General features: G+C 63.3%; 14 protein-coding genes. 6 read left to right on the top strand and 8 right to left on the bottom strand.

The features are described from left to right. Positions 1 to 25: 25 nt before the first annotated feature. From U5782_RS18665 to phnX, 3 genes are read right to left on the bottom strand one after another with little or no spacing between them, the layout of a single operon-like run. On the bottom strand, positions 26 to 1,477 hold the full coding sequence (locus U5782_RS18665) for an MFS transporter (RefSeq protein WP_322045470.1): 1,452 nt from the start codon (positions 1,475 to 1,477) through the stop codon (positions 26 to 28). Positions 1,478 to 1,537: 60 nt separating this feature from the next. After that, on the bottom strand, positions 1,538 to 2,662 hold the full coding sequence (gene psrA, locus U5782_RS18660; RefSeq protein ID WP_322045340.1) for an iron-containing alcohol dehydrogenase PsrA: 1,125 nt from the start codon (positions 2,660 to 2,662) through the stop codon (positions 1,538 to 1,540). Beyond that, a complete protein-coding gene (gene phnX / locus U5782_RS18655; protein ID WP_322045339.1) occupies positions 2,659 to 3,543 on the bottom strand; it encodes a phosphonoacetaldehyde hydrolase in 885 nt (294 codons plus the stop codon). The genes psrA and phnX overlap by 4 nt, the downstream gene beginning before the upstream one ends. A gap of 181 nt (positions 3,544 to 3,724) precedes the next feature. Between phnX and U5782_RS18650 the strand changes: the two genes are divergently transcribed. Next, positions 3,725 to 4,600: a LysR substrate-binding domain-containing protein gene (locus U5782_RS18650; protein ID WP_322045338.1), complete on the top strand. Its 876-nt coding sequence runs from the start codon at positions 3,725 to 3,727 to the stop codon at positions 4,598 to 4,600. 603 nt (positions 4,601 to 5,203) lie between these two features. Here U5782_RS18650 and U5782_RS18645 read toward each other — a convergent pair. Continuing rightward, positions 5,204 to 5,863, bottom strand: a complete 660-nt coding sequence (locus U5782_RS18645; RefSeq protein ID WP_322045337.1) for a glutathione S-transferase family protein — start codon at positions 5,861 to 5,863, stop codon at positions 5,204 to 5,206. 259 nt (positions 5,864 to 6,122) lie between these two features. Here U5782_RS18645 and U5782_RS18640 point away from each other — a divergent pair, with 259 nt between their 5' ends. Then, the gene (locus U5782_RS18640) at positions 6,123 to 7,493 is read left to right on the top strand and encodes a polyhydroxyalkanoate depolymerase (protein ID WP_322045336.1); all 1,371 of its coding nucleotides are present in this window, start codon (positions 6,123 to 6,125) and stop codon (positions 7,491 to 7,493) included. A gap of 76 nt (positions 7,494 to 7,569) precedes the next feature. Continuing rightward, positions 7,570 to 8,793, top strand: a complete 1,224-nt coding sequence (locus U5782_RS18635; protein WP_322045335.1) for a GGDEF domain-containing protein — start codon at positions 7,570 to 7,572, stop codon at positions 8,791 to 8,793. A 7-nt stretch (positions 8,794 to 8,800) separates the two neighbouring features. On the opposite strand, the gene U5782_RS18630 is transcribed toward U5782_RS18635, so the two are convergent. Continuing rightward, positions 8,801 to 9,562 (bottom strand): YkgJ family cysteine cluster protein, encoded by a 762-nt coding sequence (locus U5782_RS18630; RefSeq protein WP_322045334.1) that lies wholly within the window; start codon positions 9,560 to 9,562, stop codon positions 8,801 to 8,803. Between the two features lie 314 nt (positions 9,563 to 9,876). On the opposite strand from U5782_RS18630, the gene U5782_RS18625 reads away from it, so the two are divergent. The 3 genes from U5782_RS18625 to U5782_RS18615 all read left to right on the top strand — a co-directional run bounded on the left by U5782_RS18625 (position 9,877) and on the right by U5782_RS18615 (position 13,341). After that, positions 9,877 to 10,311, top strand: coding sequence for a phosphate-starvation-inducible PsiE family protein (locus U5782_RS18625; protein ID WP_322045333.1), 435 nt, complete (start codon positions 9,877 to 9,879; stop codon positions 10,309 to 10,311). Positions 10,312 to 10,617: 306 nt separating this feature from the next. Beyond that, on the top strand, positions 10,618 to 11,568 hold the full coding sequence (locus U5782_RS18620) for a choline ABC transporter substrate-binding protein (RefSeq protein WP_322045332.1): 951 nt from the start codon (positions 10,618 to 10,620) through the stop codon (positions 11,566 to 11,568). Between the two features lie 117 nt (positions 11,569 to 11,685). After that, the gene (locus tag U5782_RS18615) at positions 11,686 to 13,341 is read left to right on the top strand and encodes an APC family permease (RefSeq protein ID WP_415914360.1); all 1,656 of its coding nucleotides are present in this window, start codon (positions 11,686 to 11,688) and stop codon (positions 13,339 to 13,341) included. 243 nt (positions 13,342 to 13,584) lie between these two features. On the opposite strand, the gene infA is transcribed toward U5782_RS18615, so the two are convergent. From infA to betA, 3 genes are all read right to left on the bottom strand, one after another. After that, positions 13,585 to 13,854: a translation initiation factor IF-1 gene (infA, locus tag U5782_RS18610; RefSeq protein ID WP_322045469.1), complete on the bottom strand. Its 270-nt coding sequence runs from the start codon at positions 13,852 to 13,854 to the stop codon at positions 13,585 to 13,587. A 462-nt stretch (positions 13,855 to 14,316) separates the two neighbouring features. Then, entirely contained in the window at positions 14,317 to 14,520 is a 204-nt protein-coding gene (locus tag U5782_RS18605) for a cold-shock protein (RefSeq protein WP_065064791.1), read from the bottom strand. Positions 14,521 to 14,787: 267 nt separating this feature from the next. Then, positions 14,788 to 16,509 (bottom strand): choline dehydrogenase, encoded by a 1,722-nt coding sequence (gene betA / locus U5782_RS18600; protein WP_322045331.1) that lies wholly within the window; start codon positions 16,507 to 16,509, stop codon positions 14,788 to 14,790. Positions 16,510 to 16,518 lie beyond the last annotated feature (9 nt).

Here is a 16,518-nt window from a genome sequence, read left to right as displayed (position 1 = left end):
AAGCCCTACACAACAGTGTCCTGCATCAGGCCACGCGCGGTAGCGCTTCGGCGCTCACGCTGAAACCATCGTCGACACTGCCTTCTTCGAGGGAGACGTTGCGCGTTTCGCGTCCCATCATCCACCATGCCGCCGCCGCGATGGGGCCCGGCAGCGCGAGCAGCAGCAGACCGACCAGCGCAGCCGAGGGCGTGCCCGATGCCGCGTACACATTGGTCAGCATCAGCGGTGCGATCACGGCGCCAAGGCGACCCACTGCCACGGAGATGCCGAGGCCGGTGGCGCGAATGCGCGTCGGCAGGATTTCCGAGGACACCACGTAACCCGAGATATACGCCCACGTCACGCCGAACTGGATCAGGCAGTAGCCGATCACCATGCCAGGCAGCGTATGCATCGCGTAGATCACCACGATGGCGAGCGTCGTGAAGGTGTAGCTCACGAACAGCGAGGCGCGGCGTCCCCAGGCCTCGACCAGCACGGCGGCGGTGAGCCCGCCCGCAAGCGCGGCGGCATTCCCGTAGACGTAGTAGATCGGCATGTCGGCGGCCGAGACCTTCATGTACGGCAGGATCACGAGCGCCATCAGCGAGAGCACGCCATAGACCACGGCGGCCTGCGAGAAGTTGAGCGCGCTAGCCAGCCCGCAACGCATGCGGTAAGCGCCGAACAATTCGCGCACGTTGCGCCAGAAGGCGGGGTGCATCGGCATGAGCTTCGTTTTCGGATAACGCTTCAACGCAAGGGCGCGGTCGGCCGGCGTGAGCTTGCTGTGCGCGGCGCTGGCGGCGATGCTGTCGACGATTGCCTCGGCTTCGCTCACACGGCCTTGTTGCAGCAGCCAGCGCGGCGATTCCGGAATCACGCGGCGAATCCAGAAGAACAGCAGCGCCATCGTGGTGCCGAAACCAAAGCCCACGCGCCACGAGATAGCACCAGGCAGATGGTTGAGCACGAGGTAGGAGATCGCCGCCGAAATCAGCGCGCCTACCGGGAAGCCCGAGAGAATCAGCGAATCGGTGCGGCCGCGATGGCGCTTGGGAATGAATTCGCCCATCGTGGCGGTGACGGCCGAATACTCGCCGCCCACCGCAAGCGCGGTCATGGCGCGGAAGAACAGGAACGACTCGTAGTTCCACGAGAACACCGTGGCGACGCTGAAGAACGCGTACCAGAGCAGCGTGGCGAGAAAGAGCTTCTTGCGGCCATAGCGGTCGGCCAGATAGCCGAAGCCGATCGCGCCCACCAGCATGCCGAACACCCAGATGCTGACGGCAAGCGACCCTTGCGCGGAACTCAGATGCCACTGGCTCTTCAGGACACCGAAGACACTGCCGATGATATTGGTCTCGAACGAATCGAGCGCCCAGCCCACGCCGAGGGCGACGAGCATCAGCGTATGAAAGCGCGTCCAGGGCATGTTGTCGAGGCGCGCGAGCGCGTCGGTTTCGACGGCGCGCGGCGCGGAGGTTTGCATAGTCACGCTGGAATCTCCTGAGCGGTGAGTATCAATGAGCGTTAAGGGCGTTGTTCAGGGTCAATGCACGACGGCTTGTGCGTGCGCTGCGAAATCGATGTGGGGAAAGCGCGCGCGCTGGCCGATGAAATTGCGCCCGCGTGCGCCGTCGAAGGCGTGATCGACGATGGTTTCCCATTGCGCCGCGTCCACGCCGTAGGCCGACGGATGGCTGGAAACACCCAGCGAATCGAGCAGATCGGCAAGACGCGCGGGGGCCTGCTCGACATCGCCGAAAATCTCGGCGAGCGCGGCGTCGCACTCCGGGTCCACGCCAAGCGCGGCTTCCATCACGGCGGGCAGGCAGAACGAGCAGGCAATGCCATGCGCGACGCCGCGCGAGAGCGTGATGGCGTACGAGATGTTGTGGGCGAGCGCGGTGCGCGTGTTCGAGAACGCGAGGCCCGCGCGCAGCGCGCCCAGCGCCATTGCGCCGCGTGCTTCGAGGTCCTGAGGATTGGCGCTTACGCGTTGCAGGCCCGAGATCAACTCGCGCGCAGCATGGATGGCAAGACCGCGCGTGACGGGACTAGCATGCACGTTCCAGATGCTTTCGAGCGCATGCGAGAGGGCATCGAGACCGCTGGCGATAGTCGGCTGCATCGGCAGACCCAACATCAGGCTCGGATCGACGATCACCGCTTCGGCGTACAGGTCTTCGCGCGAGAGCGAGAGCTTGCGATCGTTTTCGGGGTCCCACACCGTGGCCCAGCAGGTCACTTCGCTGCCGGTTCCGGCCGTGGTCGGAATCGCGATGATCGGCAGAGCGCGGCGGCCGGTGGACGCGGCGCCTTCGAGGTAGGCGAGCACGGGGTCAAACGCGCCATGCTCGGCGGCCAGCACCTTCGCGCTGTCCATCACCGAGCCGCCGCCGAGTGCGATCAAGACTTCCGGGGCTTCGTCGAGTGCCGCGAGCTGGTCGCAGGCGCGGCGCAACATCGGCACCGAAGGATTGGCCTCGACCGAATCGATGCGTGCAAGCGCGGCGCCGTTGCGCGCCTCGATACGATCGGCAAGCTCGGCGAACAGGGCGTCGGGATAGGTGACGATCACGTAGCGACGGCCTGCGATGGCCTCGCCGATCTCGTCGAGCGAACCTGCGCCGAAGCGCACGCGCACGGGGTTGTGAAAATGCCAGCCGCTCATGCTGCTTCTCCTGCGGCCATTGCGCGCTCGATGGCGTCGATCACGGCGGGCAGTTCGGCGATGCTGTCGATGAGGAAATGCGCGCCGGTGCGGGCGAGCTTGTCGCGAGCGGGTGCGAGCAGCGCTTCACGTGCGGGCGCGTCGAGCGCCAGCCACTGCGCAAGCGAGAGGCCCACTTCATTGCCGGTGGCGACGATGCCCACCGTCCACATGCCGGCGGCGAGACCTGCTTCGAGACCCGTGGGGCTATCGTCGACCACCACGCAGCTCTGCACGTGCGCCGCGCCCAGCGCGAGGGCGTTGGCGAGGCACATATCGGGCCACGGACGGCCGCGCGCCACATCGCTCACCGTGCAGCAAAAGTCGGGGGCATAACCGTGCGCGGCGGCGATCGGTTGCAGATTCTTCATCACTTCGCGCGGATAGCCCGTGGTGCTGCCAATCGCGATGCCGCGAGCGCGCAGCGCAGCGATTGTTTCCAGCGCGCCGGGAATCAGCGCGCTGTATTTGGCGACGTTGACCTCGTCGATGCGCAGGAACGACGCATAGAGTGCATCGATATCGTCCTCATTCGAGGCACGGCCGAACTGCGCCTGCCAGCGCGCTTGCACGTTGGCATCGCGCAGGATCAACGCGATGTGCTCGCGCTTGGCGGCGCCCATCGGCGCGCGCGCTTCCTCGACGCTGATCGGCAATTGCGCGAGGTCGAAGGCTTCGCAGAACGCCTCGACGGGTGCGATGCAACCGAAGTCCAGCACGGTGCCGGCCCAATCGAAAATCGCCGTGGTGACGGGGCCGCGATAAGGCGCCGCGCGACGCGGATTGACGGCCTTGGCGGCGTCGTTGAGGGAGTGAACGTGGATGGCAGGGGAAGTCGTCATGCTCGCACCAATGGGGTCGGGGTGTGGGCCTCACATCAGACGAATCCGGCGATTCGCGATGTATTCAGGCCCGGTGTGAGCAACAGAATAGTTTTGACACATGACGCCGCTATGATCGAAATACCCGTTGAGATTCGATGCATCCACCGAATAATTCGATCGATCCCCAGGATGATTGCCTATGACCTTGACCCAGATCCGCGCCTTTATTGCGGTCGTTCAGCATGGCGGCTTCACGGCGGCTGCGCGCGCGCTCAACATGAGCCAGACCACCGTGACCTCGCAGATCCAGGCGCTCGAGCAGGAGCATGGTGTGCAGCTGTTTCATCGGCGTGGGCGGCGTGTGGAGCTTTCCGAAGTGGGGCTCGATTTGTTGCCGATTGCCCGGCAGATCGGCGGCCTGGAGAACGATGCGATTTCTCTGCTGCGCGATAGTGGGGCGCTGACGCATGGGTCATTGAAGATTGGCGCGGTGGGGCCGTTTCATGTCACCGAGATGATCGAGGCCTATCACGCGCGGCATCCGCATATGCATCTTTCTGTCGCGCTTGGCAATTCGGAGCATGTGATGCGGGAGCTTGATGCTTACGTGTGCGATGTGGGTGTGGTGGCGCGGGCTTCCGACGATGAGCGGTATCACATGCAGCTTTATGCGCGGTATCCCGTGGTGGTGTTTGTGCATGTGGGGCATCCGTTTGCGCGGCGCGATTCGGTTGGGCTTGCTGAGTTGGCCGGCGAGCGGTTGCTCATGCGCGAGGCGGGGTCGACTACGAGGCTGGCGCTAGAAGAAGCGCTGGCGGGGATCGGGGCCGCGCCGCGGGTGGCTATGGAGATTGGTAGCCGCGAGGCGTTGCGGGAGGCTGTTGCCCGTGGGCTTGGTGTCGGGACCGTGTCGGAGTCGGAGTATGTGCCCGATGAGAGGCTACGGAAGGTGCGGATTGTGGGGGATCCTATTTCTACTCACATTCATGTTTGCTGTCTTAAAGAGCGGAGGGATAGTCGGTTGGTGGCGTCGTTCTTTTCTGCCGTCAAGGGGTTGTGTATGGGGGTTTCATAGTTCGCTCCGCTGTTTTAACAATTGGCATTTTCTTGTTTTCTTGTCGGTCTATTAGCGTTGCCCCTGTGCGGGGCGGCACCTACTTTTCTTTGCCGCGGCAAAGAAAAGTAGGCAAAAGAAAGCCGCTCAAACCGCGAGTGTGACGAAGTCGGCAAACCGCCGTTTATGGGGAAAGGTATAGGAGCATCCGTCTATTCGCACCACGAAACAAAGTGACAAGGCCGTCATACATCCGGGGGCGCTGCGCGCCCCGTGGGGCATAGCGGCAAACCGCAGGTTTGCCAGGGATTGCGAAAATGCCTTTAGTACAGGGGTTTCCCGTGCATACCCAACCGCTGCGCGCGTAGCGAGCAGCGGGATGAATGAGTGCTTTGTCACTTCGTTTGGTGGTGCGAGGTGGCAGACGCTCCTATACCTTTCCCCCTAAACGGCGGTTTGCGGACTTCGTCACACTAGCGGTGTGAGCGGCTTTCTTTTGCCTACTTTTCTTTGCCGCGGCAAAGAAAAGTAGGTGCTGCCCCGCACAGGGGCAACGCTAATAGACCAAAAAGAAAACAAGGAAATGCCAATTGTTTAAACAGCGTAGAAATATCGAAGAAAAACTCAGAACTCCATATCAAGCTCATCGATATCGACATTTTCAGCCTGCGCAGCCCCAATCCACTCGGCGACAAACGCCTGCTTAAGAACGCGCATGCAATACTCGCCGATATCGGCATCAATGGGCACCTCATAGGTAAGAAGCCGCGTAACGACCGGCGCATACATGGCATCGGCGGCGCCGATCTCCCCAAAAAGCCAGGGCCCGCCATATCGAGCGAGACACTCGCGCCAGATGGTAATGATGCGCTCGATATCATCCTGCGCCCGCGACCAGATCCGAAAATTCGGAAAATGCCCGCGCAAATTCATGGGCAAAGCAGACCGCAGCGCACTAAACCCCGAATGCATCTCACCACACACAGACCGGCAATGCGCACGAGCCTTCCGATCGACGGGCAGCAATTTCGCTTGAGTGCAAATCTCATTGAGATATTCGCAGATCGCCAGCGTATCCCAGATCTCATTCCCATCGTGCCGCAAACAAGGCACAAGAATGGAAGGTGAAAGCAACAAAAGCTCGGCCCGCGCAGCGGCATCATCGACCGGCACGGTAACCGTCTCGAATTCGAGCCCCGCGAGCTTCGCAAGCAGCCAGCCGCGCATCGACCACGATGAATAGTTGCGGCTGCTGATCGTGAGGCTCGTATTCGTCTGATTCATGCAGGTCTCCTGATCACGATGATCACGGTAGTCGCGATAGTCACGATAGTCACATACGGCGCGCACACGTCTCGGGCGCAACGCACCGCAATCGCCGCCACCGTGCACTACGCTGAAGCACGCGGGCCTGCTCACGTGGCATGCCACGGCGCGCGGCCGTATGCGCATGTCGATCCCGGTGCAAGGCCCATGCCAATGCGGATCGCGCTGGCATAGCTATTGCCTGCCATGCAGGCACTTCGATCGTATGACAGCCACCATGAATATGCTTGCCTATCCCGCGTATCAGGCGTTCGCGGACCTCATGCGTCCCTGGCGCGCCGCCGCCACGCTCACGCGCGAGGCGCTGGCGGCGTGGCCCGCGCTCGCGGCAGGGTTCGATGCGCGCGAGCTGGACGCCTGGTGCGAATTGATCGAGATGGCCGGCCTCACGCATGCGAGACCGCCGTTCGGCATCGATTCGGTGGAAGTGAACGGCGAGCGCGTCGCCGTCACGGAAGAGGTCGTCAAGCGCACGCCGTTCGCCACGTTGCTGCGGTTTCGCAAGGAGGCAATGGGGGAAGCAGGCGAGAGCGTGTCGCAGCCGCGCGTGCTGCTGGTCGCGCCCATGTCCGGGCACTTTGCGACCTTGCTGCGCGGCACCGTGCGCACCATGCTCGCCGATCACGATGTCTACATCACGGACTGGCACAACCCGCGCGATGTGCCGCTCGCGGCCGGGCGCTTCGGTTTCGATGAGTATGTCGAGCACGTCATGAGCTTCATTCGTCGCATCGGCCCCGATGCGCATCTGGTCGCGATTTGTCAGCCCACCGTGGCCGCGCTCGCGGCGGTCGCGTTGATGGCCGCCGACAACGATCCCGCGCAGCCCGCAAGCATGACGCTGATGGCCGGTCCCATCGATTGCCGCGTGAATCCCACCGCGGTCAATGATCTGGCCAATAGCAAGCCAATCGAATGGTTCGAGAACAATCTGATTGGCGCAGTGCCAGGTGGTTTTCCCGGCGCGCATCGGCGGGTGTATCCGGGCTTCGTGCAATTGAGTGCGTTCATGTCGATGAATCTCGAACGCCATCTGGCTTCGTTCGCCGAGATGCGTCGCGAGCGTGCCCAAGGCGATGCCGCAAAAGCGCAGGCGATCCGCGTCTTTTACGAGGAGTATTTCGCCACCAGCGATCTCACGGCGGAGTTCTATCTGGAGACGGTGCGCTCCGTGTTTCAGGAATACGCGCTGCCGCTGGGCAAACTCAAGGTGGGCGATCGGCTAGTCGAGCCGCATGCGATCCGGCGCACGGCGCTGCTCACCGTCGAAGGCGAAAAGGACGATATCTGCGCGGTGGGGCAGACCGTGGCGGCGCAGGAGCTGTGCTCGGGGCTGCGCCCCTACATGAAGACCCATCATGTGCAAACCGGCGTTGGGCACTATGGCGTCTTCAACGGCAGGCGCTGGGATTCGCAGATTTATCCGCTGGTGCGCTCGACCATCCACGCGCACGAGCCGCGCGCACGGCGTATCGGCGCGGCATCCGATGCGGGCGGGTCCAGTCAGGTGACGTTGCGCGCGCTGCTCGAAGCGGATGCGCATGCGGCGGCTGCGATCGCCAAGGCCGCCGAAACGCAGCCGAAATAAGCGATTCGCCGGTGTCCGGCTAAAGGATTACGCATAAATTGCCGATAAGCACGGCGTATCCACATCCGGTGCACCTGTGACCGAATCGACTTCCATCGGCGAGCGCCTGCGTTCGCTCGTGAACACCGTCCAGCACAACGAACGTGCGTTGCAGCGGTTTCAGCAGATCGAGCTGCGTCTGATCGAGGCCGAGGATTTTGCGGCGTTTCTCGACATCCTGACCGGCGAACTGGTGCAGGTCTTCGATCTCTGCGCGGCCACGCTCTGGCTCGACGATGGCGCGCGTCTGGCCGCCGAGTTGCATGCCGCAGTCGCGCTCTCCGCGCCGGCGAGCGATCATCTGCGCTGGGGCCGTACCGCCGATTTCGATCTCTCCGATGCCGCGCCCTTGCTTGGGCCTGTGGCGGCGTTGAGCGATGACGCACGCGCGGCGCTGCTCGGCGAGACGGCGGATTCGGCGAGCGCCGCGATCCTGCCGTTGCGGCACCGCTCGGGTTTGCTCGGCTATCTGAGTCTCGTGAGCGGAAGTCACGATCGCTTCGCCGAGGGCATGGCGACCGATCTGCTCGCGCGCTTTGCGGGTTTCGTGAGCGCGGGGCTCGTCAATGTGGCGCAGCGCGAGCAATTGAAGCATCTGGGCATGACCGACGCGCTCACGGGCCTGCCTAATCGGCGCTACTTTGAAATGCGGCTCGAAGAGGAGTTGCAGCGCGCCGCGCGCAATACGGTGCCGGTCGCGTGTTTATTCATGGACCTCGATCACTTCAAGCAGGTGAACGATACGCATGGTCACGCGGTGGGCGATCGCGCGCTGGCCGCGGTGGGTGCGTGCATCCGCTCGGCGGTGCGCCTGGGCGAAACGGTCGCGCGTTTCGGCGGTGAGGAATTCGTCGCCGTGCTGCAAGGTGACCGCTCGAATGCGACCGTGGTGGCCGAACGCGTGCGCCGCGCCGTGCAGGCGCTCGTCGTGCGCGACAACGAGGGCGCCGAAGTGCCGGTCACGCTGTCGATCGGCGTGGCCGTTACGCCGGGCTCCTCGGCGGACAAGGGCGCCGCAGCGCGTGCGCTGATCGACGCTGCCGATCGCGCGCTCTATCGCGCGAAGCGCTCGGGGCGCAACCGCATCGTGTTCGCGGGCGAGGACGAGGACGAGGATGGGGCCGGAGCCGAGTCGAGCGCCGACGCTGGCGAGCACACGCCGACTCCATCGGCTCAATCGGCTCAATCGGTTCAATCGGCTCAATCGGCTCAATCGGCTCAATCGGCTCAATCGGCTCAAGCCGCCGAAACGCCCTCTTGAAGTGAGCTTACAGGCCGATGTACTGGAACGCGTTGCGGCTGGCTTGCGTGTGCATCGCGCCGAGCGCGCCCACTTCGATCAGGGTGTCCACCGTCGCGCGTCGGTTCGAGACGAGCGTCCACGCAGTGTGCGTCGCGTTCTGTGCTTGCGCGTCCTGTTGCACGTCCAGCAGCGCGGCGAGCAGGCGTTCGCGTGCAGGCGAAATAATCACGAACCCTTCGTTGGTGACCGAGGCGAGGTCGATCCCCAGGCGCTCGCAAAGCGCGCGCTTCATGCCGACCGACTCTTCGTCCGCTCGCCGGCTTGCGTCGATCGCATCGCGCGTGACGGCGTCGATCATCTTGCCGTTGATGGCGAACGGCGTAGGCGCCTGCCACGCTTTATCGGGGCAGAGCTTGAATTCCGGCCTTAATGCATAGAACGGATTGATCTCGGCGGGATAGACGCGGCACACGAGCGGGCGCTCGGCATAAATGCCGCAGCGCATGGCGTCGCCCAGATTCGGGCATGGCCCTGTGAAGGTGGCGGCCAGCGTCACGCCCACGCGGATCGGCAATTCGCCGCTTTTGCCCGCAAAGGTGCGTTGGCGTTTGTAGGCGGCGAAGGCGTTGTCCGCCTCGGGCTCGACGGGCCACGCGATGGCCTCGCAGAGCAGGTCCACCTGGCCGCCGCGTTCGAGCCAGCCGATGGCTTCGGCAATCGTGAGGGGAAGGCGCAGGTCGGTGCAGCAACGGCCGCATTGTGCGCAATCGAAATGGGTGCTGTCCAACGGTGAGAGTCCTTGTAGTCGCGCAGGTGACTTTCGATGCGCGGATCGCGCTTGCCGATCCGCCGCGCCCGCAAGCCGCTTCAGCCTGAACGATAGCGTGGCGCATGGCCTCACGATGGCGGGATCAGTGGCTGCGTTGCGCTCCAGTTCGGCGAATTCGCTTTACAGCCTTGTCAGCTTTTGCATCCGGCCTTCTCGCGCCATCTCATAGCGCTCGTCGCTCCCTTACAACACGATTTCATCGACATTTTCTTGCGTTCATATTCTCGCGCTACGATTACCCGTTCCGTTTGTCTCGAAGGAACTCAGGGAATATGAAATACGAAAACGCGCTGCAAAAAGGGATCAAGGTGCGGCTCGAGCGCGCGATGGAACTGGCGGAACTGTTCGGCCTCTTTATCATCGGCATCGGCACGGTGGCCGCGATGGTGCACCTCATCTGGCGCATGGTGAATTCGGATGGCGTGTCGCTGACCGACCTGCTGCTGATGTTCCTCTACCTCGAAGTCTTCGCGATGGTCGGCCAGTACCTCAAGGCGGGCCAGTTGCCGGTGCGTTTTCCGCTCTACATCGCGATGGTGTCGATCGCGCGGGACCTGATCCTGCGCGCGGGCATGAATACCGAATTGCATCTGCTCGCCTCCGCGGGCGCCATTGTGTTGATTGCGCTCGGCGTGCTGATGATCCGCTATGGGCAGTTCAAATACCCCAGCGATACTGTCGAACATAAGGCCGAAGGCACGAAGTAAGCCGCGCAACCATCCTCATTCAAAAGGCCGCATGCGTGAGCGTGCGGTTTGTCGACTCCCTCGCGTCACCTCACGCCCCCACACGCAAAGCGTCAGCTTTTCGTAACCCCGGCGCAGGCTTTCGCCGCCTGAAAGCCGTCTTTTCCTCCCTTGTCGTTTCAGCGCAAGTCGTCGTCGCGTTTGCTACGTTCGCGCGCATTTTGCCGCGCGACGATTAAGCATCGGATGGCCATGCCGCGCACGTCGCGAGCATCGCCGCTGACCCACACGTTAGCGATCGACACTATGAAACCCGAGGAGAACAAGATGGCCCGTTTCAGGAAAGTCCCGGTTTGCGCTGCCTTGCTGGCGGCGTTCGCGTGTTCCAGCGCTTTCGCGGCCGATCCGGCCATGTGCAAGAGCGTGCGCTTCGCCGATGTCGGCTGGACCGATATCGCCGCGACCACGGGGCTCGCCTCGACCATTCTCGCGGGCCTGGGCTATGCGCCCACCACGACGATGGCTTCGGTGCCCATCACCTTCGCGGGCCTGAAGTCGAAGCAGATCGATGTGTTCCTCGGCTACTGGTCGCCGACGATGGACCCGATCATCGAGCCCTTCGTGAAGGCCGGTTCGATCAAGGTGCTCAATACGCCCAATCTCACCGGCGCGAAATACACGCTCGCGGTGCCCGATTACGTCTATCAGGGCGGTCTGCATTCGTTCCAGGACATCGCGAAGTTCGCGGACAAACTGCAAGGCCGCATCTACGGCATTGAACCCGGCAACGACGGCAATGCGCTGATCCAGAAGATGATCGGCGCGAACCAGTTCGACCTCGGCAAATTCAAGCTGGTGGAGTCGAGCGAGGCGGGCATGCTCGTACAGGTCAATCGCGCGATCCGCGACAAGCAGTGGATCGTGTTCCTCGGCTGGGAACCGCATCCGATGAACGTGCAGATGAAGATCGACTATCTCACCGGCGGCGATGCCGTGTTCGGCCCGAATTACGGCGAGGCGCGCGTGCTCACCGCCGTGCCGCCCGACTACAGCGCGCGCTGCCCGAACGTCGCGAAGTTCGTCTCCAATCTGCAGTTCACGACTTCGATCGAAAACCATCTGATGGTGCCGATCATGAACAAGGAAGACCCGGAGAAGGCGGCCGCCGCGTGGCTCAAGAGCAATCCGCAGATGCTCGACAAATGGCTCGCGGGTGTGACGACGCTGGACGGCAAGCCGGGTCTGCCGGCCGTGCGCGCGTATGTGGGCGTGCAGTGACCGTGCAGTGATTTGCCGGGGGATTTCTGGCGCCGAAGCGTTAAGCACCGGAAATCCCGATAGGTCCCGATAGGCCCGGCAATTTTGTTCGATTAGGGTGGACAGAGGAGGAGACAGATGGAGCAGGCGGGAATCGGAGCAGGTCACACAGGGAGCGCCGAACAAGGGCGTACTGGCGAAAGTCCCGGATCGGGTCTGCGGCGAGGCCTCACCTGGAAGGACGCCTTCTGGGTGACGAGCGGTGTGCCCGCGGGCGTGTTGTTCACGATTGGTGGCGTGTGCGCGACCATCGGCCAGCCCGCGTGGGCGATCTGGATCGCGTCGATCGCGATGGGCCTGATCCAGAGCGCGACCTACGCCGAGATTTCCGGGCTTTTTCCGCACAAGTCGGGCGGCGCCTCGGTCTATGGCGCGATTGGCTGGGTGCGCTACAGCAAGCTGGTGGCGCCGGTTTCCGTGTGGTGCAACTGGCTCGCGTGGTCGCCCATGCTCGCGCTAGGCTGCGGGCTGGCGGCCAACTATGCGCTGGCCACCCTGTTTCCGCCCGAGGCGGCGGTGCGCCAGTGGCACTGGACGCTCGCCAATCTGGGTTTCATCCAGCATGGCCTCACGCTGCGCATCAACGCGACGTTTCTGATCGCGGCGGCGTTCCTGCTCTTCACCTTCCGTCTGCAACATAGCGGCGCTTCGAAGGCGGCGCGCACGCAGAAAATTCTCGGCATTGCTTCGCTTACGCCGCTTTTGATCGTCGGCATCGTGCCCTTCGTCACCGGCGATGTGCCGGCGCGGCATCTGTTCCCGCTGCTGCCGCTCGGTCACGACGCGCGCGGCAATCTCACGGCGTCGGTGTTCGGCGCGTGGAACGGGCAGGGCGTGGTGATGGCGCTCGGCGCGATGTTCATGGCGGGCTGGGCGTCGTACGGTTTCGAAACGGCCGTGTGCTACACGCGCGAATTCCGCGATCCGCGCCGCGATACGGCGCGCGCGATCTTCTGGTCCGGCGCGCTGTGCCTCGTGGTGATGACGCTGGTGCCGCTCGCTTTCCAGGGCGTGCTCGGCACCCAGGCCATGCTGGACCCGAGCATCGGCGATGGCACGGGCGTCGGCACGGCGATGGCGTCGATCGTCGGCGGCGGAGCGTGGGTCGGCAATGTCGTGGTGGTCATGCTGATGCTCTCGATCCTGCTGATCGTGATGACGTCGATGATGGGTTCGTCGCGCACGCTCTATCAGGCATCGGTCGATGGCTGGCTGCCGCGCTATCTCTCGCGCGTGAACGAGCACGGCGCGCCCACGGCGGCGATGTGGACCGATCTCGGCTTCAATCTCGTGCTGCTGGCGATGTCCGACTACATGACGGTCCTGTCGATCTCGAACGTCTGCTACATGCTGTTCGTGTTCCTGAACCTGCAATCGGGCTGGATTCATCGCATGGACCGGCCTTCGTGGCATCGACCGTTCCGCTGCCCGTCGTGGCTGCTGGCGGCGGGCGCGCTATGCGGCTATGGGAATCTGGTGTTCGTGGGGGCGGGCGCGAATCTGCAAGGCGAAAACACCTTGCGCGATGGCCTCTTTGCGGTGCTGCTGATCGTGCCCGTGTTTGCGTACCGCCATTACTGGCAGGACCGCGGTCGCTTCCCGGCGGGCAGCGCGCATGACATGGAACTGGAGGTGACGGTGCGCAGCCGCTGGAAATCGCTGGCGCCTTATGGGGCACTGATGCTGGCCGCGCTGACGATCGCGGGGTCGCATTACTTCGCGGCGCGCGTGTAAGCCGGAGTGGGGCCAGGTAGTTGAGGCGGCGTGACGTTTGACCGGGAGCCCGGTTACGTGTCGCGCCGCCAGTGTTTTTTCCGGCAGGGAGAACAACAAAGGTTCTTCGTGGATTGCTGTGAAGGATGGGCGATATCGGCAGACGCTGACCATAAGGCTTGGGCCTATGATCGGTTGCGCGAAATCAGCGACATTCGAGCGGCGCTGCCGCCCTTCATCCAGAGCAATCCAGCCGGATTCGCCTTAGCGGCGGCGCGGAGCGGTGGGTCGCGGCGCGGAGCCCGACGAACGCTCGTCCTTGTGCCGGAAATTGATGCGGCCCTTGGTCAGATCGTAGACCGACAACTCGAGCGTGACCCGGTCGCCAGCAATAATGCGGATGTGATTCTTGCGCATGCGACCCGAGGCATAGGCGTTCACAACGACGCCATTCTCGAGGGTCACGCGATACTTGCTGTCGGGCAGCACTTCATCGACAACGCCGTCGAGTTCAAGCAGTTCTTCCTTCGCCAAATCCATTCCTCCTGAAATACGCAACGCCGCGCCAGTGCGGAGTGCGGACCAATGCCCAACGTCAACGGCTGATTCCTCGTGCCCCACTTCCTGCCAGGGATTGCACAAGCAATCACGAGGTACAGTCGGGAACCGGAAACAACGAAACCCTCAGCGTACCGGAATCGAGCGATCCATCACAGCGGCAATTCTCCGCCGATTTGCGGGGCATTGCATGCTCTTGATGAGCCAAACGGGTACGCGGATTGTCGGCAGTCGCCTGCAAATCCGCAGAGACGAGCATCGGGGGCGCGTGCACGCAACGTGTTCAAGCTGCGGGCGCAGCGAACAACGGATACGGGAACACGCACGAGATACGCGTGGCAGTCGATAACAACATAACGCCACGGTCTGAGACAAGACATTCGCGCCCACCCAGAGGGCGGGCGCGATGCAAACAGCCTGAAGCTTAAAACCTACAGCTTACAGCGGCGTGATGTTCGAAGCCTGGAGGCCCTTCGGGCCGCGCTTCGTTTCGTAGCTGACCTTTTGGCCTTCTGCGAGGGTCTTGAAGCCCGTGCCACGCACTTCCGAGAAGTGAGCGAACAGGTCGTCGCCGCCCTTGTCCGGGGTGATGAAGCCAAAGCCCTTGCTGTCGTTAAACCACTTGACGGTACCGGTTTCCACTAGAAAATCCTCAAAAAAACAAACAAAAATACACGCGCCCGAAATAAAGCGCGAATCAACACTCAAGCGGGATAGGTCAACAAGAGCCGCGGTAGCGGCAAACGATGAACAGACACAGCAAGAAGATTAACTGTCAGAGGGTACGCTGTATCGGCTATCCGGTCAAGCAGTTTCTTGCGCCACAGTTCTGCCGAACTGCCGCGGCTGGGGCTGGCAGCGCCCGGCGCACCGCCGCCGGACGTGCTTCTGCGGCTATTCTGCCCCCACTTAGACTGCGGCAGTCTGCCGGTTACGCTGGTTGAGCGGGGCGGGCGGCACCACGCCGCCGCGCGCAAGCGCGCCGTTCGCCACGTAATAGGGCGTCTGAACCCGGGCCAGCGCCGCGCGTCCGCGAATCCGGTCGGCGATCTTCTCGGCCATCATGATGGTCGGCGCATTGAGGTTGCCGGTGGTGATGAGGGGCATGATCGACGCATCCACCACGCGCAGGCCGTCGAGGCCGTGCACGCGGCCCTCGCTATCTACCACCGCCATGTTGTCCTCGCCCATCGGGCACGAGCAGGACGGATGAAAAGCGGTCTCCGCGCGGCTACGCACGAAGGCGTCGATCTGCGCATCGGTCTGCAGATCGGCTCCAGGATTCAACTCGCGGCCGCGGAAGCGATCGAGCGCGGGCTGCGCGATGATCTCGCGCGTGATGCGGATGGCGTCGCGGAACTCGCGCCAGTCGAGCGCCTCGGACATGTAATTGAACAGGATCGACGGATGCTGGCGCGGGTCGCGCGAACGCAGTTTCACGCGCCCGCGGCTGGGCGAGCGCATCGACCCCACATGCGCCTGGAAACCGTGCATCTCGATCGCATTGCTGCCGTTGTAATTGATCGCGACGGGCAGGAAGTGGTACTGGATGTTGGGCCAGAGATCGTCGTCGCGTGTGCGGATGAAACCGCCTGCCTCGAAATGATTGCTCGCGCCGAGGCCGGTGCCGCGCAACATCCACTCAAGGCCGATAGCCGGCTGGTTACGCAGCTTCAACGCCGGGTAGAGCGAGACCGGCTCCTTGCATTCGTACTGCATGTACATCTCCAGATGATCCTGAAGATTGCGGCCGACGCCGGGCAAGTCGAGCACGACGGGGATGTCGAGCTCGCGCAGCCACTCGCCGGGTCCGACGCCGGAGCGCTGCAGGATCTGCGGCGAAGCGATCGCGCCCGCGCATAGCAGCACCTCGCGGCGTGCATGACGCGTCACGCGCGCGGGACCATCCATGAAGACCACGCCACACGCGCGCTTTCCGCTGAATAGAATGCGGTCGGTGACGGCGTGCGTGACGATGTCGAGATTGGGCCGATGGCGCGCCTGGTCCAGATAGCCGCGCGCGGTGCTGGCGCGTCGCCCCTTCGCCGTGACGGTGCGGTCCATCGGGCCGAAGCCTTCCTGGCGATAGCCGTTGAGATCGTCGGTGCGCGCATAGCCGGCCTGCACACCCGCTTCGACCATCGCTTCGAAGAGCGGATTCACGCCGGGCTTGCTGGTCGTCACATGGACGGGCCCGTCGCCGCCGTGATAGTCGTTGGCGCCGATGTCGCGCGTTTCCGCCTTGCGGAAGTACGGCAGGCAGTCCAGATAGCTCCAATTTTCAAGGCCTTTTAGCGCGGCCCAGCCATCGTAGTCGAGCGCATTGCCGCGGATATAGCACATGCCGTTGATGAGCGACGAACCGCCCAGCCCCTTGCCGCGCCCGCACTCCATGCGGCGGTTGTCCATATGCGGCTCGGGATCGGTTTCGTAGGCCCAGTTGTAGCGCCGCCCCTGCAAAGGGTAAGCAAGCGCCGCGGGCATCTGCGTGCGAAAGTCGAAGCGATAATCCGGCCCGCCCGCTTCCAGCAGCAGCACCTTGACGTCGCTATCTTCGGTGAGGCGCGTGGCGAGCACATTGCCCGCCGATCCCGCGCCGATGATGATGTAGTCGTACTCTTGCGCGGCCATATGCGGTTC

It is taken from the genome of Paraburkholderia sp. J67 (assembly GCF_905220265.1).
Lineage (GTDB): Bacteria > Pseudomonadota > Gammaproteobacteria > Burkholderiales > Burkholderiaceae > Paraburkholderia.
Note: the sequence above shows the minus strand (reverse complement) of the source record. Positions and strands in the feature narration are given on the sequence as shown.